Source organism: Streptomyces sp. PKU-EA00015, assembly GCF_013387495.1.
GTDB lineage: Bacteria > Actinomycetota > Actinomycetes > Streptomycetales > Streptomycetaceae > Streptomyces.
This window is the reverse complement of the sequence record NZ_JABZEE010000013.1, coordinates 88,406-112,173: the sequence shown is the minus strand read 5'-3', so window position 1 is coordinate 112,173 and position 23,768 is coordinate 88,406. Positions and strand designations below refer to the sequence as shown.

Genomic DNA, 23,768 nt, shown 5'->3' with positions numbered 1-23,768 from the left:
GGGGCGTTCACGCCCCGGTCGGCCCGCCGGTCCGGCACCATCCCCCGCCGCCGGACCGGCACGGACGGCGGGCCGCGGGCGCGGTGTCCCCCTCCCCCTGGCACCGCGCCCGCGGCCGCTGCCTCAAGACCGCGCACAGACCGCACAACAGACCTGACACAGGCGGGTGTTCACCGCCGAGGAGGACAGCCATGCATGCCGTAGTCGTCTGGTGGGATCTCGCGGGCACCGGCCGCACCATCGCCGAGCTGCGCGACTTCCTCCGGGACGAGGCCGTGGACCGGTTCGCGGCCGTACCCGGACTGGTGCTCAAGACCTGGATCTCCGACGAGGCCGGCGAGCGGTGGGGAGCGATCTTCCTGTGGGAGTCCGCCGAGGCGGCCGCCCAGCCGATCCCCACCCGCGCGGCCGAGATCATCGGGGCACCGCCCGGACACCGCCACGCCTTCGACGTGGAGGCCACCGTGCAGGGTGTGCACACCCTGGACTCGCTCTCCGGACACGGCCTTGCCTTCGCGTCCTGAGCGCCGGCCGGCCGCCGTGCTGATCGGTGCGCCCGGCGCGGGGAAGACCACGGTGGGGCGGCTGCTCGCGGGCCTGCTCGGCGTCGGCTTCCGGGACACGGACGCCGACCTGGAGGCGGTGGCGGGCACGGCGATCGCCGACATCCTGCACCGCACGGGCGAGGCGCACTTCCGGCTGCTGGAGCGGGCGGCGGTGCACCGCGCGCTCGCGCGGCACGCAGGGGTCCTCGCGCTGGGCGGGGGATCTGTCCTGGACGCCTCCGTCCAGCAGGCGCTGCGCCGGCACACGGTCGTCCATCTCGCCGTGCCGCTGGAGCAGTTGCTCGACCGGATCGGCGACGCGGCGAGCCGTCCGCTGCTGGCCGACGACCCGGGCGGCCGCCTGCGCACAGCCCTCGGCGTACGCACACCGATCTACCGCAGACTGGCCCGCCACATTGTGACGGTGGCGCCCGGGGAGCGCCCCGACGAGGTCGCCGGCCGGATCGCCGCCCTGCTGCCGGGCAGGCCCTCAGGGGCTGTCCCACGAGCGAAGGAGCCCGTGTGAGCACCATATTCCCAGGTCTCGTGCCCGCCTCTCCCGAAGCGCTCGGCGGGCGCCATCCGCTGCGCGTGAAGGCGGGCGGTGAGCGGCCGTACGACGTCCTGATCGGCCAGAAGGCCGCCTCCGCGGTGATCGGCCTTCTTCCGGAGAACGCGCAAAGGGTCGCCGTCGTCCACGACGAGTCCCTCAGCTGTCAGGTGCGGTCGATCCGCGCGGCTCTGGACGCCGACGGCCGTCGTGTCTCCGTGCTGCAGATCCCGCAGGGCGAGGCGGCCAAGCAGATCGGTGTCCTGGCGGGTGTGTGGTCCCGGTTCGCGGCGGCCGGGATCACCGGCGCCGACGCCGTGGTCGCCTTCGGCGGCGGCGCGACCCTGGACCTCGCCGGTTTCGCCGCGGCGACCTGGCGGCGCGGTGTGCCGCTGATCCTGGTGCCGACGACGCTGCTCGGCATGGTCGACGCGGCCGTCGGCGGCGCCGCGGGCATCAACGTGCCCGAGGGCCGGGAGCTGGTCGGCGTGTGCCGTCCGCCCGCCGGGGTGGTCTGCGATCCGGACCTGCTCGGGACGGTGCCCGAGGGAGGCCATCTCGGCGGGCTCGCCGAGCTGATCAAGGCGGGTTTCGTCGGGGACCCGGTGATCCTGGACCTGATCGCCGCCGATCCGGCGCGGGCCGCCCGTCCGGCCGGCTGCGACGCCGCCGGTCTGATCGAGCGCGCGGTACGGGTGAAGACCGCCGCCCTCGACCGGCCGGACGGCGATGCGTCCTGGATCCTCGCGTACGGGCACACCCTCGGCCGCGCGATCGAGCGCGTGGGGCACTACCGCGTACCGCCGGGGCACGCCCTGGCCGTCGGCATGGTCTTCGCCGCCGAACTGGCCCGGCTCGCGGACCGGCTGGACGACGAGTCCGTGGAACGCCACCGCGAGATCCTTGCCGCCGTCGGGCTGCCCACCTCCCACCCGCGTGAGGCGTGGGAGGGGCTGCGGAAGGTCCTGACGGCCGGCTCCGGGGACGCCGCGGCACCGCTGGTCGTGCTCGACGCCATCGGCAGGCCGGGTCTGCTCCACGACCCGGAGGGCGCGCTGCAGGACGAGGCGTACCGCCGGATCGGTTCCTGAGCCGTGCGCAGGCCCCCCGACCGCCGTCCCCCGGACCGCCGCCCTCCGACCAGCGGCCGGCGCGGGCACAGCGCACGCGGTACGGAAGCAGTCGACGACGACTTTTCGGTGACGAGTTGCTGACAGAAAACCGACCATCTTCCTTGTTTGTGAGCCCCGAGAGGTGCCCGTGGTGGCAGTCCTCCCGGGGCTCCCATCTGCCCCTTCGCTGCGGTTGACCTTCTCCCCCCTGCATATGCCACTGGCTTGCTCCCTTGACCTGACGGAGTGTCGTTGGCCTGTTTCGAATAAAAACCGACTGCGTGGTTTGGTATGGTGGTCGAGTTGGCCAGGTCTGGCACTCCGCGCGGCGAGCTGTGCGGTTTCGGCGGACCAGGTCGCATCCAGGGAAGGGGGCCCTGTGGAAGGGACCAGGGACAGGGAAGGACGACCGGACATCGCTTGGGGCGATGTCGACGACGACTTCGTGACCGAGTTCTCGAAGCGCATGCTCACGTCACTGCCGCGCCGGGATCAGCGCGAACGCGGTGAGTGGTACATCTCCGGACTGCTCTCGATCCCCGGGCGCAAGTCCATGCGGTCGATCGCGTCGGTGATCGGCGGAGGCGCGGCCGAACAGCGACTTCACCACTTCATCAGCAAGTCCTCGTGGGACTGGCTGGCCGTGCGCAGAGCACTGGCCGGCCACCTGGACCGCACGCTGCTGCCGCACGCCTGGGTGGTCCGGCCGATGTACGTGGTCAAGACCGGCGAGCACACGGTGGGGGTGGAGGAGTCCTTCGTGCCGCAGCTCGGGCGGGTCGTCAACAGCCAGAAGTCGTACGGCGTCTGGCTGGCCAACGAGGAGCAGAGCGCACCCATCAACTGGCGGCTGATCCTTCCCGCGGACTGGCTGCAGGACAAGGAGAGGCGCAAGCGCGCCGAGATACCCGAGGGCGAGGGCGAGGCCGATCCCGGCGCCGTCGCCCTGAACGCCGTCCTGGAACCGCTGCGCGCCTGGGGGCTTCGCTGCCGTCCGGTGGTGATGGACGCGCGCGACCACGACGCCACCCTGCTCGCACGGAACTTCGCGCGCAAGGGGGTCCCGTTCGTCCTGCGCATCGGCGGCACGACGCTGCTCGTGCCGAGCGAGACGCTGTCCACGGGGCACGGCGAACGCCGGCTCCAGGCACAACAGTTGATCGAATGGGTGAAGAAGGCGTCCCGGCAGGTCGGGTGGGTCGATCCGCACAGCTCGATCAACCGCTCGGCGCTCGTGACCGGTACGCGGGTCAGCCTGCCCGCTCCGGGCGGCGGGCTGCCGCTGCAACTGGCGGGCGCCTGGTCGGGATGGGAGCGGCAGCCGGGGGAGCTGTGGCTGACCAACCTGGTCGAGGCCCCACCCGCCGTGCTCCTTCGGCTCGGCAGGCTCACCGAACGGGTCGAGCGCGACTTCGCCGAGATCAGCACGCGCGTCGGCGTACGGGACTTCGAGGGCCGTACGTTCGGGGGCTGGCACCGGCATGTCACGCTCAGCTCCGTGGCACACGCCATCGTGGCCCTCTCGGCCGCACGCGTGCGGGAAGAGCGCACCGCACGCGGTCTGATCCGCTCCGCCTGAGCGAGCGGGGCCGACGGCCCCGTGCCGGCCCGCGGCGTTCCCCGCGCTGCGGCTCCGGCGTGCTCCGCCGGCACGAGAGCACGCGCCGGTGCCCGGAAGCCGCACCGCTTCCGAAGCCGACCGTGCGCCGAGGTTCCCGTGCGGAATGCGGCAGTGGGTGGTCTAGGCGGCCCGGAGGCCGATCTCCGCCCGCACCGCGCGGCGCATCTCCTCCACCGGCACGTCCGAGCGGCCGGTCATCAACTCGACCTGGAGCACCGCCTGGTGCAGCAGCATCGCGTGCCCGCCGACCGCCCGCGCACCGCCGAAGCGGGCGGCCCTCGCGAGCCGCGTCGGCCAGTCGGCGTACACGGCGTCGAAGACATCGGCGCCGCTGCGCGCGATCGCCCCGGCGTACGGATCCGCCGCGCCGGCCGGCAGCGTGGAGAGGACGAGGCGCGCGCCGTCGAGTGCGTCGCCCAGCTCGTCGAACGAGTGGTACCGCACGGCCACCCCGAGCCGTGTGGCCGCCGCGCACACCTGCCCGCCGCGGCTGCTCTCCCGTACGACGACCGGGATGTCGGTCTGTCCGAGTTCCTTCAGCGCGGCCAGCGCCGAGCACGCGGTCGCCCCGCCGCCCAGGATCACGGCGTCGGGCCGGCCGTCGCCGCCCAGGCCCTCCTCGCGCAGCGCGGCGAGGATGCCGTGGACGTCGGTGTTGTGACCGTACCGCCGGCCGTCGCGCAGGATCACCGTGTTCGCGCCGCCGACGTCGAGCGCCAGCGGCGTGACTTCGTCGACGAGAGGCAGCACCGCACGCTTCAGCGGCATGGTCAGGGACAGGCCGGCCCACGAGCCGTCGAGCGAGTCGAGCAGCGCGGGCAGGCGCCGTTCGTCGCACTCCATGGCCGTGTAGGACCAGGTCAGGCCGAGGGCGGCGTAGGCGGCGCGGTGCAGGACGGGCGAGAGGGAGTGGGCGACGGGCGACCCCAGGACGGCCGCGCGTCGCATTGCGCTGCGGGGCACGGGGTCTGCGGGTTGCCGTGGGGAGAGGCGAGCGTTGCTCATCTCGTGGCTCCTTGTCGGATCGGCCGGGGCGGAAGACGGCGGCGGCGCGGCCGTGGGGGGCGCCGGATCCGGGCGATCACGAGGTCAACGGCCGCGGGGGGACCACCCGGCGGTCGAGGTCCGGGGGTGTACGAGCACTTCCGGGAGGCGGGAGCGACCGCACGGATTGCCGGCTTCCGTTATCTGACACAGGGTGACGCCTGCCACACGGGAGCGTGTATCCAGCACCCGATACTTCGTCAGATGACCAGTGCCCGGCCCGGTGTGCCGTCTTGACGGCGTCGGTCCGCCTGCGCGGCCGGGACTCCCGGCGCCACACGTGACGAAATCGCCGCGAATCGATTGAGGGCTCAATGACCGCTGCGGGATGGTCAGGTGCGGTTCCGAACCATCCATGCCCCGCATTCCGACAAGGAGCGCACCACCGTGACGAACGTCGCAGTCATTTACTACTCGTCCACCGGCAACGTCCACAAGCTCGCCCTGGCCGCCGCCGAGTCGGCGGAGAAGGCGGGCGCCGAGGTCCGGCTGCGCCAGGTGGCCGAGCTCGCTCCGGAGGCCGCCATCGCCTCCAACCCGGCCTGGTCCGCGCACCGCGAGGCCACGAAGGACATCGCGGTGGCGAGCCTGGACGACCTCGAGTGGGCCGACATCATCCTCTTCGGCACGCCGACCCGTTACGGCCTGCCGGCCGCCCAGCTCAAGCAGTTCATCGACACCACGGGCGGCATCTGGGCCAAGGGCAAGCTGGTGAACAAGGTCGTCTCCTCGTTCACCTCGACCTCGCAGACCCACGGCGGCCAGGAGAGCACGATCCTGGCGCTGAACAACACCTTCTACCACTGGGGCGCGATCATCGTTCCCCCCGGTTACGCGGACGGCATCCAGTTCGACATCAAGAACGGCAACCCGTACGGCGCCAGCCACGTGGGCTACAACAACGAGGCCCCCGGCACGGAGAACCTGGCGGCGATCGAGTTCCAGGCGCGTCGCGCGGTGGAGATCGGCACGGCGCTGAAGCGCGGCCTCGAGGCGACGGCCTGATTTCCCGGGGGCTCCGCCCCCACGCCCCCGCGCCCTCCGGGGCGCGGACGTCCGCTTCCGGGGCCCCGCCCGGAACCTGCGCCTTTGGGCCACGCGCCCCGGCCTCCGTGCCCCCGGGTCTCCGGGGCACGGGCCCGGGGCTCCTGCCGTCCTTCGGGCGGGGCGGCTTCTCCGGCTTCGCCGGGCGTGATCGACCGGAGGTCTGCTCGTGCCCCGGCCCCGCGCACGCTGTGACGCCCAGGGGCTCCGCCGGTCTCCGGCTCGGGGCGCACACGCGCCGCCGTGCGCGAGGCGGCCGTAGTCCCTGCCTCGTGCCCGAACCACCCCTCGGGCGGCCTGGCCGGCTCCGGGCCTTCGTCCGTGCCCTGCCGCCCTCGCCCTTGCCGGGCATTCGGGCCGGCTGGTCCCGGCCCTCCGGCCGACACACCACAGGGAGCCACCGCAGTGAAGCGCGCCATGTTCCACCTGCCGGTCGTGCTGACGGTCGCCCTCGCCGTGGCCCTCGTGCCCGCCGGCCCGGTCGGTGCCGCGACCGGAACCCGTACGACCTGGGACGACTTCAGCGGCGGATTCGACCACACCGGTGACGACGCCAAGTGGTCCGTGACGCCGCTCGGGTCGTTCCCCCACGGCGACGGCAGGACCTCCACCTCCCGGGCGGGGCTGCGCGTCGTGCCCACAGGGACCGACCCCGTGACCGGTGCGCCCGCCTTCGCGTACACCACGGCCAAGGAGTCCGCCGGCGGTGACGGCGCGCTCGACCACATCAAGTGGTTCGCCCTCGCGAGCCATCGGGCCTCCAGCGGAGTCCTGGGCTTCGACGCCACTCCCGGAACCGTGCTCACGTTCCACTCCTCGCTCAGCGCCCGGACGTTCGGGACCGAGCGGCATCCGTTCGGCGACGCCGTGGCCGACCCGCGCGCCGACCTGCGGCTCGCGGCGGGCGCGATGACCACGATCGACCAGGAGTCGAACATGGTCTTCGACTTCTTCGTCACCAACAGCCGGATCTACGCGCTCTACGAGAGGCTCCCCACCCCGGGCGCCGATCACGCGGCCTTCTCCCACGCCCTCCCGGTGGCCCGGCGCTCCAGCCCCGACCAGGCCGACGACCTGGCCATCTCCTACGACCGCGCCGCGGGCACGGTGGTGTGGACGGTGAACGGCCACCAGGTCCACAAGGTCGACAGGATCGGTTTCCGACCCACCGACCGGACCCATCTCGTCATCGACCTGGGCGGCCGCGAAGAGCTCGTGTCGCCGCGCCAACTCGCGCCCGGCTTCGGCATGTTCACGCTCCTGGACGCCGAGGGGCCGCAGGCCGACGGGGCCCTCGTGAAGCTCACCGACACCACCGCCTACCACGACCCCGATGCGGGTGCGCCGGCGCCGCAGACCTTCGCCGACCCGGACAGCCGGCCCGGCAGCCGGCTCTGGGGGCAGGGGGCGCGGCTGGACGTGCGCCATCTGAGCGTCACCGGCGCCCGGTTCTGACGACGGGCAGCCGCTCCCGCGCCGAGCCCCGCATTCTCTTTCCGCGATCCGCCCGGGAAAGAGAATGCGGGGCTTTCGCATGGCCGCGGGCATATCCCGTCAACTGACGAAGTAGCCGGACACGCATTGATCGGTGGCCACGGCGCGGCGCAGAGTTAAGGGGACTCCAGAGGTGATTCGCATCGCGTTCTTGCGAACGGAATGAATTGCTCGCGGTAATCCATCGACGGGAGACATGTTTCCCGTCCGCCGAGCATCGCCCCTTCAGCCCGCTACCAGGAGAATCCTGATGACAGCACGATTCACCGGCAAGGTCGCACTCGTCACCGGAGGCGGCTCCGGAACCGGCAGAGCGACCGCGCTGGCCTTCGCCAGGGAGGGCGCCACCGTGGTGGTCGCCGGGCGGGAACCCCGGGACCTGACGGACACCGTCACCCTGATCGAGAAGGAGGGCGGCAAGGCCGACGCCGTCATGGCCGACGTGACGCACGCACTGGACGTCATCCGGCTCGTGAAATCGACGGTGGAACGCCACGGCGGACTGCACATCGCGTTCAACAACGCCTGCTGGGTCCCCCACCCCCATATGATCGCGGAAACCTGCGAAGCCGTATGGGGCGAAGTCCTTTCCACCAATCTCACCGGCGTCTGGCTGCTGATGAAGCACGAGATCGCCCATATGCGGGAAAACGGCGGGGGTGTGATTGTCAATCACTCCACGAATGTCAGCGTGAACGGCCGCCGGCTCGGATTCGGCGCCTACGCCTCGACGAAAGCGGCGCTGTCCGCGCTCACCCGCACGGCCGCGCAGGAACACATCGGCGACGGCATCCGGATCAACTCCATCAGCCCCGGCGACGTGGAGGCCACCAACGGCCGCGCCGAGTGGGAGGAGCACGTGAAGACGTCGGCGCCGGCCGGCCGGGTCGCGCGCACCGAGGAGATCGCCGACACCGTGGCGTGGCTCGCGAGCCCCGAGTCGAAGTTCGTCGTCGGCCACGACCTGGTGCTGGACGGCGGGGTGACCCTCTGATGTCCGGGATACGTGCCCGCGCGGCCCGTATCCCAGGGTCCAAGTCGCTGACCAACCGGGCCCTGCTGCTGGCCGCCGCCGCCCAGGGGACCAGCGTCCTGACCGCCCCCCTGGTCAGCGACGACACGGTCGCCTTCCGCGAGGCGCTCACCGCCCTCGGCGTCCACGTCGACGTGCGCGACGACCGCTGGACGGTGACCGGACTCGGCCGCGCGCCGCGGACGGGAGCGGCCGTGTGGTGCGCCGACGCGGGCACCGCGGCACGCTTCCTCCCCGTCCTCGCGGCTGCGGGCGAGGGCGAGTTCCACTTCGACGGTTCCGGCCAGCTCCGGGCCCGGCCGCTCGGCCCGCTGACCCGCGCCCTGGTCGAACTGGGCGCCCGCGTGGAGGCGGGCGAGGGCGGCGGACTGCCGCTGCGCATCACCGCGCGCGGCCTGGCGGGCGGTGAGCTCGTACTGGACTCCTCCGTCAGCAGCCAGTACCTCACGGGCCTGCTGCTGTCGGCGCCGCTGATGCGCGAGCCGCTGACCGTCGCCGCCCACGGGCTGGTCAGCCGCCCGTACATCGACATGACGACGGCGCTGATGCGCCGGTTCGGGGCCGAGGTCGGTATCGACGCCGAGGGCCGGCTGCGGGTGGAGCGCGGGGGCTACACCGGCACCGGGCTGCGCATCGAACCGGACGCCTCCACCGCCTCGTACGTCTTCGCCGCCGCCGCCGTCACCGGCACGTCCGTCACCGTGCCGCACCTGGGCAAGGACAGCCTGCAGGGCGACCTGCGCTTCGCCGAGGTGCTGGCCCGTACCGGCGCCGAGGTCGAGATCGGTCCGGACGCCACCACGGTCACCGGCACCGGACGGCTGCGCGGCGGCTTCGACGTCGACATGGGCGACATCTCGGACACCTTCATGACCCTGGCGGCCGTGGCCCCGCTCGCCGACGGTCCGATCACCGTCCACGGCATCCGCCACGCGCGGTTCAAGGAGTCCGACCGGATCACCGCGATCGCGGCGAACCTGCGCGCGGGCGGCGTCCGGGTCGAGGAGGGCGAGGACCGGATCACCGTCCACCCCGGACGGATGGCGCCGACCGAGATCGCCTGCCACCGCGACCACCGCATCGCCATGGCCTTCTCGGTCCTCGGGCTGTGCACCCCGGGCATCACGCTCGACGATCCGGGCTGCGTCGCCAAGACCTTCCCCGGCTTCCACGAGGAGCTGTCGAGGCTCTTCGGACCGCAGGCGAGCTTTCCCCCGCCGGCCGGCTGAACACCGAGCAGCACCGAGCAGCACCGAGCAGCACTGCGCGGCACGCACGCACGCGGCACGGCCCGTACGGCATTTGCACGGCACAGCAGCGCCCAACGACCAGCAGACACACGTAGCGAGAAATGAGAGCGAGATGTCGGACATCATCATTGCGGGCGGCGGGATCGGCGGTCTGGCGGCGGCCCTGGGCATCTCCCGTCGCGGCCACCGGGTCACCGTCCTCGAGGCCCGCGACACCTTCACCGAGATCGGCGCCGGCATCCAGCTCGGCCCGAACGCCTTCCAGGCCCTCGACCAGCTCGGCGTCGGCGACGAGGTCCGCGCCCGCGCCGTGCACATCGACGAACTGCGCTTCATGGACGGCACCACGGGGGAGAAGGTCGCCTCCATGCCGCTCACCGGCGACTACCGCCGCCGGTTCGGCAACCCGTACGCCGTCGTCCACCGCATCGACCTCTACGCGCCGCTGCTGGAGGCGTGCCGCGGCGTCGACACGATCGAGCTGCGCACCGAGGCGTCGGTGGTGAGCTACGAGCAGAACGACGGCTCGGTCACCGTGCGTCTCACCTCCGGCGAGGAGGTCACCGGCGCGGCGCTCATCGGCGCCGACGGCATCAACTCCTTCGTCCGCAAGAAGCTCGTCGGCGACGGCTTCCCGCGCGTGTCCGGGCACACGATCTACCGCTCGGTGATCCCGATGGAGCAGGTCCCCGAGGAGCTGCGCTGGAACACCGTCACGCTGTGGGCCGGGCCCAAGTGGCACTTCGTCCACTACCCCATCGGCGAGGGCAAGTTCCTCAACCTGGCCGCCACCCGCGACGACGGCGCCACGAAGGCCGTCCTCGGCGAGCCGGTCGCCAAGGACCATGTGCTCGGTGAGTTCCCCGAGCTGGGCGACACCGCGCGGCGCCTGCTGAACCTCGGCGAGGACTGGCGCAGCTGGGTCCTGTGCGACCGCGATCCGGTCGACACCTGGGCCGACGGCCGGGTCGTCCTCGTCGGCGACGCCGCCCACCCGATGCTCCAGTACGCGGCGCAGGGCGCCTGCCAGGCGGTCGAGGACGCGGTCGTGCTCGGCGAGCTGATCGGCACCGAGGAGTCCGAGTTCGAGGTGAACTTCCAGAAGTTCAACGCCGAGCGCCGCGAGCGCACGGCCGCGACCCAGCTCGTCGCGCGCGAGATGGGCCGGCAGCTGTACCACCCGGCGGGCGAGGCGGCCAAGGCGCGCAACGCGATGCTGGCCTCCCTCAGCGCCGAGGACATGTACGACAAGGTCGCCTGGCTGCACGGCAGCAAGGTCGGCGTCGCCGGCCACGTCGCCCCGCCCGTGCCCGCCGGACTGGTCTGATCATGGGTGGTCTGCGCTGGCTCACCGCGGGTGAGTCGCACGGCCCCGCGCTGGTCGCGACGCTGGAGGGGCTGCCCGCCGGTGTGCCGGTCACCACGGACGTGGTGGCCGACGCCCTGGCGCGGCGGCGCCTCGGGTACGGACGCGGCGCGCGGATGAAGTTCGAGCGGGACGAGGTGACCTTCCTCGGCGGCGTCCGGCACGGCCTGACCCAGGGCGGGCCCGTCGCCGTCATGGTCGGCAACACCGAGTGGCCCAAGTGGGAACAGGTGATGTCGGCGGACCCGGTCGATCCGGAGATCCTGGCGGGCCTGGCCCGCAACGCTCCGCTGACCCGGCCGCGGCCCGGTCACGCCGACCTGGCCGGCATGCAGAAGTACGGCTTCGACGACGCCCGTCCGGTGCTGGAGCGGGCCAGCGCCCGGGAGACCGCGGCGCGCGTCGCGCTCGGCGCGGTCGCCCGCGCGTTCCTCGCCGAGACGGCCGGGATCGAGATCCTGTCCCATGTCGTCGAGCTGGGAGCGGCGCGGACCCCGTCCGGGCTGCTGCCGGTCCCCGGGGACGTGGAGCGGCTGGACGCCGACCCCGTGCGCTGCCTGGACGCGGCCGGGAGCAGGGCGATGGTCGCCGAGATCGACCAGGCCCACAAGGACGGCGACACGCTCGGCGGCGTCGTGGAGGTGCTGGCGTACGGGGTGCCGGTCGGCCTGGGCAGCCATGTCCACTGGGACCGGCGCCTGGACGCCCGGCTCGCCGCCGCGCTGATGGGCGTCCAGGCGATCAAGGGCGTCGAGGTGGGCGACGGGTTCGAGCTGGCCCGGGTGCCCGGCTCCAAGGCGCACGACGAGATCGTGGCCACGGAGCAGGGCGTGCGGCGCACGTCGGGCCGTTCGGGCGGCACCGAGGGCGGCATGTCGACGGGCGAGGTGCTGCGGGTGCGGGCGGCGATGAAGCCGATCGCGACCGTGCCGCGTGCGCTCGCCACGTTCGACGTCCGCACCGGTGAGCCGGCGCAGGCGCACCACCAGCGCTCCGACGTGTGCGCGGTGCCCGCAGCCGGGATCGTCGCCGAGGCGATGGTCGCGCTGGTGCTCGCGGACGCCGTCGTCGAGAAGTTCGGCGGCGACAGCGTCACCGAGACCCGCCGCAACGTCGGCTCGTACCTCGACGCGCTCGCGGTCCGCTGACCGAGCCCAACGCCCCGGTCTCGCAGTGGACCTGACGGAGTAGCAGCGACGCGGTTCGGTGCGGGGACCCGCGAGGGAACACTGGGCGCCGTGAGGCAGACGGCGGAGGAAGGGCGGCGAGCCCTTCCTCCCGCGGGTACCCGTACCGGCAGGCCGGCCACCGCACGGGCCGGCGGACGGGCGCCTGCGGCCCCGGCCCGGTCCGGGAAGCCGGAGGAAGCAGCCGCCGGAACCGGCGGCATCTCTCAGTGAGACCGGGCGGAGATGGGATGGACAGCATGCAGTTCGGCATATTCAGCATCGGGGACGTGGGCAGGGACCCGCACACCGGCCGCACGCCCGGCGAGCACGAGCGCATCAAGGCGATGGTCGCGCTCGCCGAGAAGGCGGAGGAGGTCGGCCTGGACGTGTTCGCCACCGGCGAGCACCACAACCCGCCGTTCGTGCCGTCGTCCCCGACGACGCTGCTCGGCCACATCGCCGCGCGGACGCAGCGGATCATCCTGTCCACGGCCACCACGCTGATCACCACCAACGACCCGGTGAAGATCGCCGAGGACTACGCGATGCTCCAGCACCTCGCGGACGGCCGGGTCGACCTGATGATGGGCCGCGGCAACACGGCTCCCGTGTACCCCTGGTTCGGCAAGGACATCCGGCAGGGCATTCCGCTCGCCGTCGAGAACTACGCGCTGCTGCACCGGCTGTGGCGCGAGGAGACGGTGGACTGGGAGGGCCGGTTCCGTACGCCTCTGCAGAGCTTCACGGCGACGCCCCGGCCGCTGGACGGGGTGCCGCCGTTCGTCTGGCACGGCTCCATCCGCTCCCCGGAGATCGCCGAGCAGGCCGCGTACTACGGCGACGGCTTCTTCGCGAACCACATCTTCTGGCCGAAGGACCATTTCGTCCGGCTGGTCAACCTGTACCGGGAGCGTTACGCGCACCACGGACACGGCGCGCCCGAGCAGGCGATCGTCGGACTGGGCGGCCAGTTCTTCCTGCGCAAGAATTCCCAGGACGCGGTCCGGGAATTCCGCCCCTACTTCGACAACGCCCCGCTGTACGGCGGCGCCCGTCTGGAAGATTTCATGGAGCAGACACCGCTGAGCGTCGGCTCCCCGCAGGAGGTCATCGACAAGACGCTGGGATTCCGGGAGACGTTCGGCGACTACCAGCGGCAGTTGTTCATCGTCGACGCGCACTCGATTCCGCTGAAGACCGCGCTGGAACAGCTCGACCTGTTCGGCGAGGAGGTCCTCCCGGTGCTCCGCAAGGAGTTCGCGTCGGGCCGCGCCGCCGATGTGCCGGCCGGGCCGACGCACGCGGAGCGCGTCGCCCGCAGGGACCGGGAGCGTGCCGCGCGGTGAGCCGCGACGCCCGTGCGTGAGAGGGGCCCGCCGGACACCCGGCGGGCCCCTCTTGCCTGTTCACCGCGGGGAAGTGACGAAGTCCCCCGCGCGCGCTGCGTACCCCGGCGTGCCGCCGGTCACACTGACGGTGCCGCGCCACGGCCGGCGGCGGTGGTTCTCCCCGGCCTCTGGGCACGGCCCGGACTCCAGGAAAGAGGACCCCTGATGAACCCCTTGGCCGACGCTTCGCCCCTGCCCGTGACGGCGGACGACTCGCTCTTCTCCTCCGACGCCCGCACCGTGACCGTGTGGTCGGACATCGGCTGCCCCTGGGCCACGCTGGCCCTGCACACGCTGCACGCGGCCGCCGAGCGGCGCGGCACCGAACTCGTCGTGGACCACCGGGTGTTCCCGCTGGAGCTGTTCAACAGCCAGTCGACGCCGAAGCCGATCATCGACGCCGAGGTGGTCGCGATCGGCGCCAAGGTGCCCGCGCTGGGCTGGCGCCTGTGGACCTCGCCCGAGTACACCTACCCGGTGACGACCCTGTCGGCGATGGAGGCCGTCCAGGCCGCCAAGGACCCGGCCGTCGGCGGGCTGCGCGCGTCCGACCAGCTCGACACCGCGCTGCGGCACGCCTTCTACGGCGAGGGCCGCTGCATCAGCCTCACGGCCGAGATACTCGCCGTCGCCGCCGCATGCCCCCTCGTCGACGAGAAGGCCCTCGCCTCGGCCGTCGAGCGGGGCGAGGGGCGTGCCGCCGTGTACCGCGACTGGGCGGTGGCGCGCGGTCCGCGGGTGCAGGGCAGCCCGCACCTGTTCACGGCGGCCGGCGTCGACGTGCACAACCCCGGCGCCGACTTCCGCTGGACGGCCGACCCGCAGCAGGGCGGCTTCCCGGACTTCCGTGCCTACACCGCGGACTGGGCGGACGGGGTGCTCGATTCCGTTTCCCTTTCGGCGCAGGACCGATGACGCTCCGTCAATTCAATTCGCCGGTCACATGACAGAGTAAAACGGCTGCCTTTGCGGGGTCGATGCGCGGGCATTTGAATGATGTGGACAAGCTGACTTCTTCTTTCTCTTGTTGTTTCCCGAAGGGAGCACATCGGTGTCCGCCATCGATCCCATTCTCGAGCTGCCGTACGGTGTCACGCCGGACCCGGACGAATTCCTCCGCGCGGCGCTCCGCTGGCATTTCTCGCCGGAGACCGGTTCGCCGTTCTGGCTGGCACAGGCGCAGAAGCTGGAGTTCGACCCCATTGCCGATGTGCGCGGGTTCGACGACCTCAAGCTGTTCCCCAACGTGGCGAACTCGCTGCGCGACGTCCGCGCGGAGGACCTGATTCCCCGGGGCTACGGCCCCCGCCCGAAGGTCGTCGGTGTCTTCGACAGCGGCGGCACGACGGGCGCGCCGAAGCGCGTGGTCATGCTCCAGGAGTGGCTGGAGATGCTGATCGCGCACAGCAACGCGCAGCTCGACGCCCACGGCGTGCCGCGCGACGTGAACTGGCTGCTGTCGATCCCGTCCGGCCCGCACATGGTCGGCGCGACCTTCCAGCAGCTGGTGGCGGCCCGCGGCGGCCTCTCGTTCACGATCGACGTGGACCCGCGCTGGGTGAAGAAGATCATCGCCCGTGGCGCCGAGACCGAGGCCGACCTCTACACCGACCACCTGGTCGACCAGCTCTCCCACGCGCTGGCCTCCCAGGACATCGGCGTCCTGATGCTCACGCCGCCGGTGCTGGAGCGGCTGAGCCGGCGCGACGACCTCGTCGAGCTGGTCCGCAAGAAGGTCAAGGCGATCATGTGGGTCGGCACCCAGCTCGACCCCGACACCCGTCATCTGTACCGCACCGAGCTGTACCCGGGCATCGCCCTCTACAGCGGCTTCGGCAACACGATGACCCTCGGCCACGTCAGCGAGCGCCCCGGTCTGAGCGACGACGAGCCGTGCGTCTACGACCCGTTCTCGCCGTACATGACCTACAACGTGATCGACCTGGAGGCCCGCAAGCCCGTCGAGTACGGCGAGCGCGGCCGGGTCGTCATGAACTACGTCGGCAAGAGCCTGTTCCTGCCGAACAACCTGGAGCGGGACTTCGCCACCCGTATCCGCCCGCTGGAGGGCCAGGTCGGCGACTCGGTCGCGGACATCGCACCGGTGCGCGAGTTCGACGACGAGAAGGTCATCGAGGGGGTCTACTGATGACCGCCGAACCGGTCGCCCTCGACGCGCTCGGCCCGAACGGGCCCTACCGGTCCCGCAAGCGGCTCACCATCCCCGACGTGGCCGGCGCCTCCACCGCCGAACTGAGCCTCGTCCCCGCGCTGTTCGTCGGCCGTGCCATGGTCGCGCTGCGCAAGGCGCGTCCGCTGCCGCAGGAGCAGCGGCTCGCCGCCCTCTCCCGCGCGGGCCGCATCTTCCGCGAGCAGGAGGTCGGCGGCCTGTCGTACGAGGAGTACGAGCGGACCGTCTCGCGGATCTGCGGTGTGCCCCTGCAGGCCGTGCGGTCGGCAGCCGACGAGATCGCCGACTCCGCCGAGCGCGTGCTGACCCCGTCGTACAACGCGCGCCCCACGGGCGCCGTCTCCGACTGGCGACACCCGCTGACCCGCATCGGCCGCGCGGTGTGGACGCGGCGCGGCGAGGTCCTCGCCGTCAACGCGGCGGGCAACCACCCTGCGCCGCACGCCCTGTGGCTGGAGGCACTGGCCCTCGGTTACCGGGTCGCCGTACGGCCCTCGCGCCGTGAGCCGTTCACCCCCCACCGGCTGGTGACCGCGCTGCGGGCCGCGGGCTTCGGCGACGACCAGGTCGTCCTGCTGCCCACGGACCACTCGGTCGCGGACGAGGTCATGGCGGGGGCCGACCTGAGCATCAGCTACGGCGGCGACGACGTGGTCCGGAAGTACGCGGCCGACACGACGGTGCTCGCCCAGGGCCCCGGACGTTCCAAGATCCTCGTCACCGCGGACGCCGACTGGCGCGAGCACCTGGACACGATCGTGGACTCTGTGGCCCACCACGGCGGCGTCAAGTGCGTCAACACGACCGCCGTGTTCGTCGAGGGCGACCCGGCACCGCTGGCCGCGGCGATCGCCGAGCGGCTGGCCGCGCTGCCGTCGCTGCCGCCCGAGGACGAGAAGGCCGTCCTGCCCGTGCAGCCGGCCGAGACCGCGCGGAACCTCGAGCGCTACCTGCTGGCCCAGGCCGCCGGGACCACCGCGCACCTCGGCGGGGACGGTGTCGTCGAGGAACTTGCGGACGGCAGTGCGGTGCTGCGGCCCGCCGTGCACGAACTCACCGGCACCGAGGGCGGTCAGCACCGTGTCGAACTGCCCTTCCCGTGCGTGTGGGTGGCGCCGTGGAGCCCCGCCGACGGCATCGCGTCGCTGCGCGAGACCCTCGTGCTCGGCGTGATCACCGGGGACGTGGACGCGCACGCCGGCCTCATCGACGCGCTGGTGGAGGACCCGAGCATCTGCAACGTCCACCTGGGGGACCACCCGACCCACTGGATGGACCGCAGCGTGCCGCACGACGGGTACCTGGGCGAGTTCCTGATGCGCACCAAGACCGTCATCCGCGGCTGAGGGGCACCCTCCACAGGCGGGAGGCCCTGTCCATACCCCGGACAGGGCCTCCTCCTTGTCGTCGGTCACGCACCCGACCGACGGTCGTGCGCTCCTACCACTCGCCCACGGCGGGCGGCCAGTTGACGCAGGACGTGAGGACACAGCGGAAGGTGAGTTCACCGTGCTGGATCCCGGTCACCTCGATCGCCCTGCTGCCGGGGAGCGCGCCCTGGACGTCGCGCGCCTCGATCCAGCAGGGGGTGTCGAACTCCACGTACTTCGTGGGCACGATGGAGGTCGACGTCGGCACGAAGCCGTCGGGCCCCGCGTGCGCGAACGCCGCCTGGTGGGCGGCCTCGACGAGGACCAGACCCGGCACGTGGTCGACCGGGTGGTCCAGCAGGGCCAGATGTCCGGTGTCGCCGCGCAGTTCCCACCGGCTGGTCGTGTCGGTGGGGGCGAGCGTCACCTCGTCCTCGGCGCTCCGGCCCACGAGTGCCGGAGCGACGGGGGCCGGGGCACCGGCCGGCCGGGCGGAGGCGTACGCTCCACGGAGTCGTCCGTACACGTTCGCCGGCACCCAGCTGAACGCGGCGCTGCAGGTCACGAAGATCGTGCCCTCGTGCGAGAACACGAAGTGCATGTCCAGGCTGCGGCGTCCGGACGGGACGCACCGGACGTCGATCTCGATGGCATCCATGGTCCGGTCCACCGTGGGGTACCCCGGATCCGAGGAGTACTGGAGCTTGTTCATGAGGTACTGGTCGGCGGTGGGGGTCTCGAACCCCGCGTGCGCCAGCAGCAGACCGGCCTGACGGATGGTCTGCGCCACGAGCATTTCGTTGTGTCGTGCCCTCGGTGCGGGGGCGAAGAACCCGTGGGCCACCGTCCAGTCGGCGGAGAGGTGGAATCGGTCCTCGCCCAGTCGCGTCCACGAGGTGATCAGGATGTCGTCCTCGGCGACGCGGTGCACGAACTTCGGAGTGATCGGTCCGCTCGGCCGGGTGCCGACCGTGGAGACCACCGCGGAGGTCGGCGACGAAACCGACCTGCGGATCTTGCGCGTGGTCCTTTTTCGGGCATGGATGGACAACTGAGACATAGAACCCCCCAGGCTCGTAGACCTTCTACGTGGGAACGGCCGTCCGTTCCCCTGCTAAGATACGGACTGCCCGGTTTGTTTTGTCAATCGATCCGCGGCAAACTCAAGAAGAACTTGAAAGCGAACGGGGAGTGAGAGGAGGCCTGATGGCACGTCAGGAACGCGCGACCAGGACTCGCGCGGCCATCCTTGAGGCAGCCGCCACCGTCTTCGCGGAGCGGGGCTACGAGGCCGCGACCATCGCGGACATCCTGGCCCGCGCCGATGTGACGAAGGGCGCGCTGTACTTCCACTTCTCTTCCAAGGAAGACCTGGCCAGAGGGGTCCTCGCCTACGCGGTGACCACCGAGGGCGTCCCCGAGCAGCCGTCCAAGCTCCAGGAAGTCGTGGACGTCAGCATGGTGCTGGCCTACCGGCTGCCGCGCGAGGTCGTCCTGCGCGCGGCCGCACGCCTCGCCGCCGACCAGAGCTCGCGGGACCTCTTCGGCGCCCCGTACAGCGAGTGGACCGAACTGATCGCGAGCCTGCTCGGCCAGGCCAAGGCGCAGGGCGAACTGCTCCCGCACGTGCTGCCCGAGGAGACGGCCGGGATCCTCGTCGGCGCCTTCACCGGCCTGTCGCTCACCTCGCAGGCGTCGTCGGACATCTCGTGTCTGGAGCGCCAGGTGGGCCTGATGTACGACCACATGCTGCCCGCCATCGCCGTCCCCGGGATCCTCGGCCGGCTGGACACCGGTCCCGACCGCGGTGCCCGGGTGACCGCCCGGGCCGCCGAGGAGGACGGACCGGACGAGGGGGAGGGCGAGGGCGCGGCCCTCACGGCGGGGGCGGCGGCGGGCGCCTAGGGCCTTCCGGCCAGGCCTTCCGGCGGGCTCACGCCGGCCGGAGGGCCGCCACAACATCACGCGCGAAATCGATCACTTCGAAGGGGAGGGCGGTCGCATGACTGCTTCGGGTGCAAGGACAGCGCTGGTCACAGGAGCGAGCAGGGGGATCGGCCGCGGCATAGCGCAGCGGCTGGCGAGGGACGGATTCCTCGTCGCGGTCCACTACGGGAGCAACGACGCGGCCGCGAAGGAGACGGTCGAGTCGATCATCGCGGAGGGCGGGCAAGCCTTCGCCGTGCGTGCCGATCTGGCCGCCGGCGACGGTGTGGCCGCGCTCTACGAGGGGTTCGGCGAGGGCATGGCGGCGCAGGGAGCCGAGCCGGGGCTCGACGTGCTGGTCAACAACGCCGCGCTCGGGCCGACGGCCCGGATCGACGAGGTGACCGAGGCCGACTTCGACCTGCTGTTCGCGGTGAACGTCAAGGCGCCGTTCTTCCTGGTCCAGCGGGGTCTCGGGCTGCTGCGCGACGGCGGGCGCGTGGTCAACATCTCCTCGGGCGTGACCCGGATGGCGTTCCCCGAGGCCATCGCGTACTCGATGACCAAGGGCGCCGTGGACACCTTCACCCTGGCCCTGGCCAAGGAACTCGCCGGACGCGGGATCACCGTGAACACGGTGGCGCCCGGGTTCGTCGAGACGGACATGAACGCGCCGCTGCGCTCGACCCCGGAGGGCGCCGCCTTCCTGGAGAGCTTCTCCGCCTTCGGCCGCATCGGGCAGCCGGCCGACATCGCGGACGTCGTGGGCTTCCTGGCGTCCGAGGAGTCCCGCTGGGTCACCGGGCAGTACATCGACGCCACGGGCGGCTCACGGCTCTGAGGCGGGACCGTGAGGCCCCTGTCACGGCCCGAGGGGCAGGGGCGGGGATGCGGTCGGCGGCGGGAGCCCTCAGGGCTCCGCCGTGTGCGGTCCCAGCGGGCACAGGGCCCCGTCCTGGCCGTCCCTGGTACGGCTGCCGTCCGCCATCAGCACCGGCAGGTGCCCGGCGGCGGCGACCTCCGGCAGCACGAGCTCCCAGATCCGGCTGAGCCACGCGCGGGGCGGCTCGGGGGGATCGTCGGCTCCCTGCGGCGGTACCAGTTCGGCCAGGACGCCGTGGTCGCGCACGGTCGTCTCCAGACCTGACATCAGGTACGCCACGAGTACGGCGACCGTGTGGACGTTCGCATCAGGGATCAGGGACCCGTCGGTCCGGGCGTGGCGCAGCAGCCGGCGTACGGCCTCCGCCCAGGCCGCGTTCCAGTGGTGCGGGAGCTCGGTGCCCGCGGGACGCTCCCGGGCCAGCCGGGCTCCCGCCCGGGCGACGGGGTCCCTCTCCAGCAGGGCGGCGAGCTCGTGCGTGATGTCGATGACGGACTGCAAGGCCGGGCCGGGGCGGCGGCGGACGTCGTCGACGACGGTCCGGGCGGCGAGGTGGGCGGACTCCTGGACGGCGTCCGCGAGTTCGTCCTTGGAGGCGAAGTGGAACGACAGCGCGCCCTTGGACACACCGGCGGCCTCGCTGATCCGGGTGAGGGAGGAGCGCTCGTAGCCGACCTCGTCGAAGGTCAGGGCCGCCGCGCGGATCAGGGACCGCCGGGTCTGTTCCGCCCGCTCCTGCTTGGCCACCGCCGCCACCCCTTCCTCGCGATCCGCAATACGAGGGACATCTCCCACCACAGAAACCTACCATGCGGTTTCTTTACTGGCCCTTGGTGGGCGGGGTCCGACTGGATTTCGCTCTCATTGGCCGCTGAAACTACCCCGAATCGGGAGGTGGGAGCCGTCTCGAGAGTCAGACATTGTCATCTCCGCAGACGTGCATGAGGAAAGAAACCGTTTAGTCGGTTGTTTATTCGAGCCCGCGCTCCGTCGGTGGGCGGGCACACCGGACAGAAGGGTGGGAATCGAGAGTGCGTGCGATCCAGTTCAGCCGATTCGGCGGTCCCGAGGTGCTGGAGACCGTCGAGGTGCCCGATCCCGTACCGGGACCGGGCGAGCTGTTGCTCACGGTGGAGGCGGCCGGCGTGAACTACGCCGACACCCTTGCCGTCGACGGCTCCTACGCCGTAGCGGAATCGCTGCCGCGCATCCCGGGCAGCGAGGTCGTCGGCCGCACCGAGGGAGGCCGCCGGGTGCTCGCCCGGGTGGCGAACGGGTACGCCGAGCTGGCCGTCGCCAAGGAGTCGGCCGTCATGGCGATACCGGACGAACTCGACGCGGGACAGGCGCTGGCCCTGTCGATGCAGGGCCTGACCGCGTGGCACCTGCTGATGTCGGCGGCTCGCCTCCAGCCGGGGGAGACGGTGGTCGTGCACGCGGCGGGCGGGGGTGTGGGCAGTCTCGCCGTACAACTCGCCGGGATCTTCGGAGCCGGCCGGGTCCTCGCCCAGGCGTCGACACCCGAGAAGCGTGAACTCGCCCTGAAACTGGGGGCGGACGCGGTGGCGGAGTACCCGCTCGCGGAGCGCGCGGACGTGATCCTGGACGCGACGGGCGGGGAGCTGTTCGAGCAGGCGCTGTCGTCCCTCGCGGACTTCGGCCGCCTGGTGACGTACGGGGACGCGCGGGGGGAGGGGCTGCCGCCGGTGGACCCGGCGCGGCTGCTGCGCCTGAACGCGGCCGTGGTCGGCTTCTGGCTCCGCCCGACGCTGGCGCGGCCGGGCGCGGTGTCGGGCCCGCTGGCGGAGATGCTGCGCCTGGTGTCGGAGGGACGTCTGAGGCCGGTGACGTCGCCGCCGTACGCGCTCGGCGAGGCGCGCCGCGCCTTCGAGGACCTGCGCGCGCGGCGCACGACGGGCAAGGTGCTGCTCGTGCCGTGACGCCCCGTCCGGCGTTCGGCGTGCGGGGGGCGCCGGCAGGGCCCGCCGTGCCACCGGGTGGCGGCCGGGTCCGATACCTCGGCCGGGTCGCCGGGGCCCTGCCCCGGACCCCGCGCCTCGATCGCCGGCGGGCTGGTTTGGCCTCGGCAGGGTCCGCGAGCGCAGCGCAACCTACTTCGCGTCCGCGTAGCGCTCCACCACCGCCACCGTGAACGGGAACCGCACCGGGGTGTCGCCGAAGGCGAGGCGGCCCGCGAGGGTGCCCGCCTCGCGGATCGCGCGGGTCACCGCTTCCGTCTCCTCCACCGGGCAGTGCACGATCACCTCGTCGTGCTGGAAGAACACCAGCTCCGCCCGCATCCCCGCCGTCGACCGCCGCAGCGCCGCCAGCATCAGCAAGGCCCAGTCCGCGGCGCTGCCCTGCACCACGAAGTTCCTCGTGAAGCGGCCCCTCGCGCGGGCGTCCGAGGAGGAGAAGCGGCCGCGGTCCTCGTCGTCCTCCTGGGGAATGCCCGCTTCCTCCACCCCCGTCTCCTCGGCCCCCGGGCTCGTCCGTCCGAGCCAGGTGCGGACGCGGCGCCCCTCCTCGCCCGCCTTCGCCGCCTCGTCCACGTACGCCACGGCTCGCGGGAACCGGCGCCGCAGGGCCGCCAGGTTCTTCAGGCCGTCGCCCGACGTCTGCCCGTAGATCGCGCCGAGCAGCGCGAGCTTCGCGTGCGCGCGGTCGCCGGAGAACCCGCGGTCGGACAGCGCGGTGTACAGGTCGCCGTCGTGACCGGCGACCTCCATCAGCCCCCGGTCACGGGAGATCGCGGCCAGCACCCGCGGCTCCATCTGGTCCGCGTCGGCAACCACCAGCCGCCAGCCCTCGTCCGCGACCACCGCCCGCCGGATCACCTTGGGGATCTGAAGGGCCCCGCCGCCGTTGGTCGTCCACCGCCCCGACACGGTGCCGCCGGGCTGGTACTCCGGCCGGAACCGCCCGTCGCGCACCCAGTCCTGGAGCCAGCTCCAGCCGTGCGCGGTCCAGATGCGGTACAGCTTCTTGTACCGGATCAGCGGATCGACCGCCGGATGGTCGACCTCCGCCAGCTCCCAGCGGCGGGTCGACCTCACTTTGATCCCGGCCCCCGCGAACGCCTTCACCACGTCCGCCGGCAGATCCGGCCGCACCCGCCGTCCGAACGCCGCCGAGACCTCGTCCGCCAGCTCCGCGAGGCGGCGCGGCTCGCCGCCGCCCGCGTACCGCTCGCCGAGCAGTTCGTGGAGGACCTCGCGGTGCACGTCGGCCCGCCATGGCAGGCCCGCCCGGTGCATCTCGGCGGCCACCAGCATCCCCGCCGACTCGGCGGCCGTCAGCAGCCGCATCCGCCCCGGGTGTCCGGCGGCGTCGTGCCGTCTCTGCTGGCCGGCGTAGACCTCCAGCAGCGCCTCCAGCGGCAGGGGCGCCGGCTGCGGCTCGAACAGCGGGGCCTGCGAGCCCGGCACGGCCGCGCGCGCCGGGGGATCGGGAGGCACGGGCGCGTTTCGCAGGCGCGCCCACGCGGCCGCCGCCGAGCGCGGCTCGCCCAGCCGCCCCTCGTGGCCGAGCAGCAGCAGCTCCGCGTCCTCGATGTCGTAGCACCGCTCGACCCTCACGCCCGCAGCGAGCAGGCGGGGATAGATCTCCGCCGTGGACCGCCACACCCACCGGCCCACGGCGGGACGGGAGCGGACCGCCTCGACGAGGTCGGGTTCGGTGACGACCGGCCCCGCGGGCAGGCCGTCGGGGCCGAGGGGGACGAGCCGTGCCCCGTCCCCGTCCGCCGCCACGGCCCACCGCTCGCTCACGGGTTCGAGTGT

21 protein-coding genes are annotated in these 23,768 nt (G+C 72.4%); 17 read left to right on the top strand and 4 right to left on the bottom strand.

What is annotated here, in order from left to right; translation table 11 throughout:
• Positions 1-191 precede the first annotated feature (191 nt).
• The 4 genes from HW130_RS12515 to HW130_RS12500 all read left to right on the top strand — a co-directional run bounded on the left by HW130_RS12515 (position 192) and on the right by HW130_RS12500 (position 3,786).
• A complete protein-coding gene (locus tag HW130_RS12515; protein WP_177149588.1) occupies positions 192-524 on the top strand; it encodes a hypothetical protein in 333 nt (110 codons plus the stop codon).
• On the top strand, positions 508-1,071 hold the full coding sequence (locus HW130_RS12510; protein ID WP_218183445.1) for a shikimate kinase: 564 nt from the start codon (positions 508-510) through the stop codon (positions 1,069-1,071). Before HW130_RS12515 ends, HW130_RS12510 begins: the two co-directional genes overlap by 17 nt.
• Positions 1,068-2,186 (top strand): 3-dehydroquinate synthase, encoded by a 1,119-nt coding sequence (locus HW130_RS12505; protein WP_218183444.1) that lies wholly within the window; start codon positions 1,068-1,070, stop codon positions 2,184-2,186. Before HW130_RS12510 ends, HW130_RS12505 begins: the two co-directional genes overlap by 4 nt.
• Before the next feature lie 400 nt (positions 2,187-2,586).
• The gene (locus tag HW130_RS12500) at positions 2,587-3,786 is read left to right on the top strand and encodes a transposase (RefSeq protein ID WP_309140415.1); all 1,200 of its coding nucleotides are present in this window, start codon (positions 2,587-2,589) and stop codon (positions 3,784-3,786) included.
• Between the two features lie 162 nt (positions 3,787-3,948).
• On the opposite strand, the gene HW130_RS12495 is transcribed toward HW130_RS12500, so the two are convergent.
• On the bottom strand, positions 3,949-4,833 hold the full coding sequence (locus HW130_RS12495) for a shikimate dehydrogenase (RefSeq protein ID WP_309140414.1): 885 nt from the start codon (positions 4,831-4,833) through the stop codon (positions 3,949-3,951).
• Between the two features lie 426 nt (positions 4,834-5,259).
• On the opposite strand from HW130_RS12495, the gene wrbA reads away from it, so the two are divergent.
• The 10 genes from wrbA to HW130_RS12445 all read left to right on the top strand — a co-directional run bounded on the left by wrbA (position 5,260) and on the right by HW130_RS12445 (position 17,153).
• The gene (gene wrbA, locus HW130_RS12490; protein WP_177149587.1) at positions 5,260-5,877 is read left to right on the top strand and encodes an NAD(P)H:quinone oxidoreductase; all 618 of its coding nucleotides are present in this window, start codon (positions 5,260-5,262) and stop codon (positions 5,875-5,877) included.
• Between the two features lie 444 nt (positions 5,878-6,321).
• Positions 6,322-7,371: a DUF6081 family protein gene (locus tag HW130_RS12485; protein WP_177149586.1), complete on the top strand. Its 1,050-nt coding sequence runs from the start codon at positions 6,322-6,324 to the stop codon at positions 7,369-7,371.
• 289 nt (positions 7,372-7,660) lie between these two features.
• The gene (locus HW130_RS12480; protein WP_177149585.1) at positions 7,661-8,404 is read left to right on the top strand and encodes an SDR family NAD(P)-dependent oxidoreductase; all 744 of its coding nucleotides are present in this window, start codon (positions 7,661-7,663) and stop codon (positions 8,402-8,404) included.
• On the top strand, positions 8,404-9,672 hold the full coding sequence (gene aroA / locus HW130_RS12475; RefSeq protein WP_177149584.1) for a 3-phosphoshikimate 1-carboxyvinyltransferase: 1,269 nt from the start codon (positions 8,404-8,406) through the stop codon (positions 9,670-9,672). Before HW130_RS12480 ends, aroA begins: the two co-directional genes overlap by 1 nt.
• Before the next feature lie 133 nt (positions 9,673-9,805).
• A complete protein-coding gene (locus tag HW130_RS12470; RefSeq protein WP_177149583.1) occupies positions 9,806-11,020 on the top strand; it encodes a 3-hydroxybenzoate 6-monooxygenase in 1,215 nt (404 codons plus the stop codon).
• Positions 11,021-11,022: 2 nt separating this feature from the next.
• Positions 11,023-12,207 carry a chorismate synthase gene (aroC, locus tag HW130_RS12465; RefSeq protein ID WP_177149582.1) on the top strand — a complete coding sequence of 395 codons (1,185 nt, stop codon included), beginning with the start codon at positions 11,023-11,025 and terminating at the stop codon, positions 12,205-12,207.
• Between the two features lie 278 nt (positions 12,208-12,485).
• Entirely contained in the window at positions 12,486-13,574 is a 1,089-nt protein-coding gene (locus tag HW130_RS12460) for an LLM class flavin-dependent oxidoreductase (RefSeq protein WP_177149581.1), read from the top strand.
• A 207-nt stretch (positions 13,575-13,781) separates the two neighbouring features.
• Positions 13,782-14,531, top strand: coding sequence for a DsbA family protein (locus HW130_RS12455; protein ID WP_177149580.1), 750 nt, complete (start codon positions 13,782-13,784; stop codon positions 14,529-14,531).
• Positions 14,532-14,667: 136 nt separating this feature from the next.
• On the top strand, positions 14,668-15,765 hold the full coding sequence (locus HW130_RS12450; protein WP_177149579.1) for a phenazine antibiotic biosynthesis protein: 1,098 nt from the start codon (positions 14,668-14,670) through the stop codon (positions 15,763-15,765).
• Entirely contained in the window at positions 15,765-17,153 is a 1,389-nt protein-coding gene (locus tag HW130_RS12445) for an aldehyde dehydrogenase family protein (protein WP_177149578.1), read from the top strand. The genes HW130_RS12450 and HW130_RS12445 overlap by 1 nt, the downstream gene beginning before the upstream one ends.
• Before the next feature lie 94 nt (positions 17,154-17,247).
• Here HW130_RS12445 and HW130_RS12440 read toward each other — a convergent pair whose 3' ends face one another.
• Positions 17,248-18,237: a ScbA/BarX family gamma-butyrolactone biosynthesis protein gene (locus HW130_RS12440; protein ID WP_177149577.1), complete on the bottom strand. Its 990-nt coding sequence runs from the start codon at positions 18,235-18,237 to the stop codon at positions 17,248-17,250.
• A gap of 146 nt (positions 18,238-18,383) precedes the next feature.
• Here HW130_RS12440 and HW130_RS12435 point away from each other — a divergent pair, with 146 nt between their 5' ends.
• A complete protein-coding gene (locus tag HW130_RS12435) occupies positions 18,384-19,082 on the top strand; it encodes a ScbR family autoregulator-binding transcription factor (protein WP_177149576.1) in 699 nt (232 codons plus the stop codon).
• A 97-nt stretch (positions 19,083-19,179) separates the two neighbouring features.
• On the top strand, positions 19,180-19,944 hold the full coding sequence (locus HW130_RS12430) for an SDR family oxidoreductase (protein WP_177149575.1): 765 nt from the start codon (positions 19,180-19,182) through the stop codon (positions 19,942-19,944).
• A 69-nt stretch (positions 19,945-20,013) separates the two neighbouring features.
• Here the strand turns inward: HW130_RS12430 and HW130_RS12425 are convergent, their stop codons facing one another.
• Complete coding sequence (locus HW130_RS12425; protein WP_177149574.1) at positions 20,014-20,733, bottom strand: ScbR family autoregulator-binding transcription factor; 720 nt, start codon at positions 20,731-20,733, stop codon at positions 20,014-20,016.
• A gap of 284 nt (positions 20,734-21,017) precedes the next feature.
• Here HW130_RS12425 and HW130_RS12420 point away from each other — a divergent pair, with 284 nt between their 5' ends.
• Complete coding sequence (locus tag HW130_RS12420) at positions 21,018-21,926, top strand: zinc-binding dehydrogenase (RefSeq protein WP_177149573.1); 909 nt, start codon at positions 21,018-21,020, stop codon at positions 21,924-21,926.
• A 171-nt stretch (positions 21,927-22,097) separates the two neighbouring features.
• Here HW130_RS12420 and HW130_RS12415 read toward each other — a convergent pair whose 3' ends face one another.
• Complete coding sequence (locus HW130_RS12415) at positions 22,098-23,756, bottom strand: bifunctional 3'-5' exonuclease/DNA polymerase (RefSeq protein WP_177149572.1); 1,659 nt, start codon at positions 23,754-23,756, stop codon at positions 22,098-22,100.
• Positions 23,757-23,768: the final 12 nt, after the last annotated feature.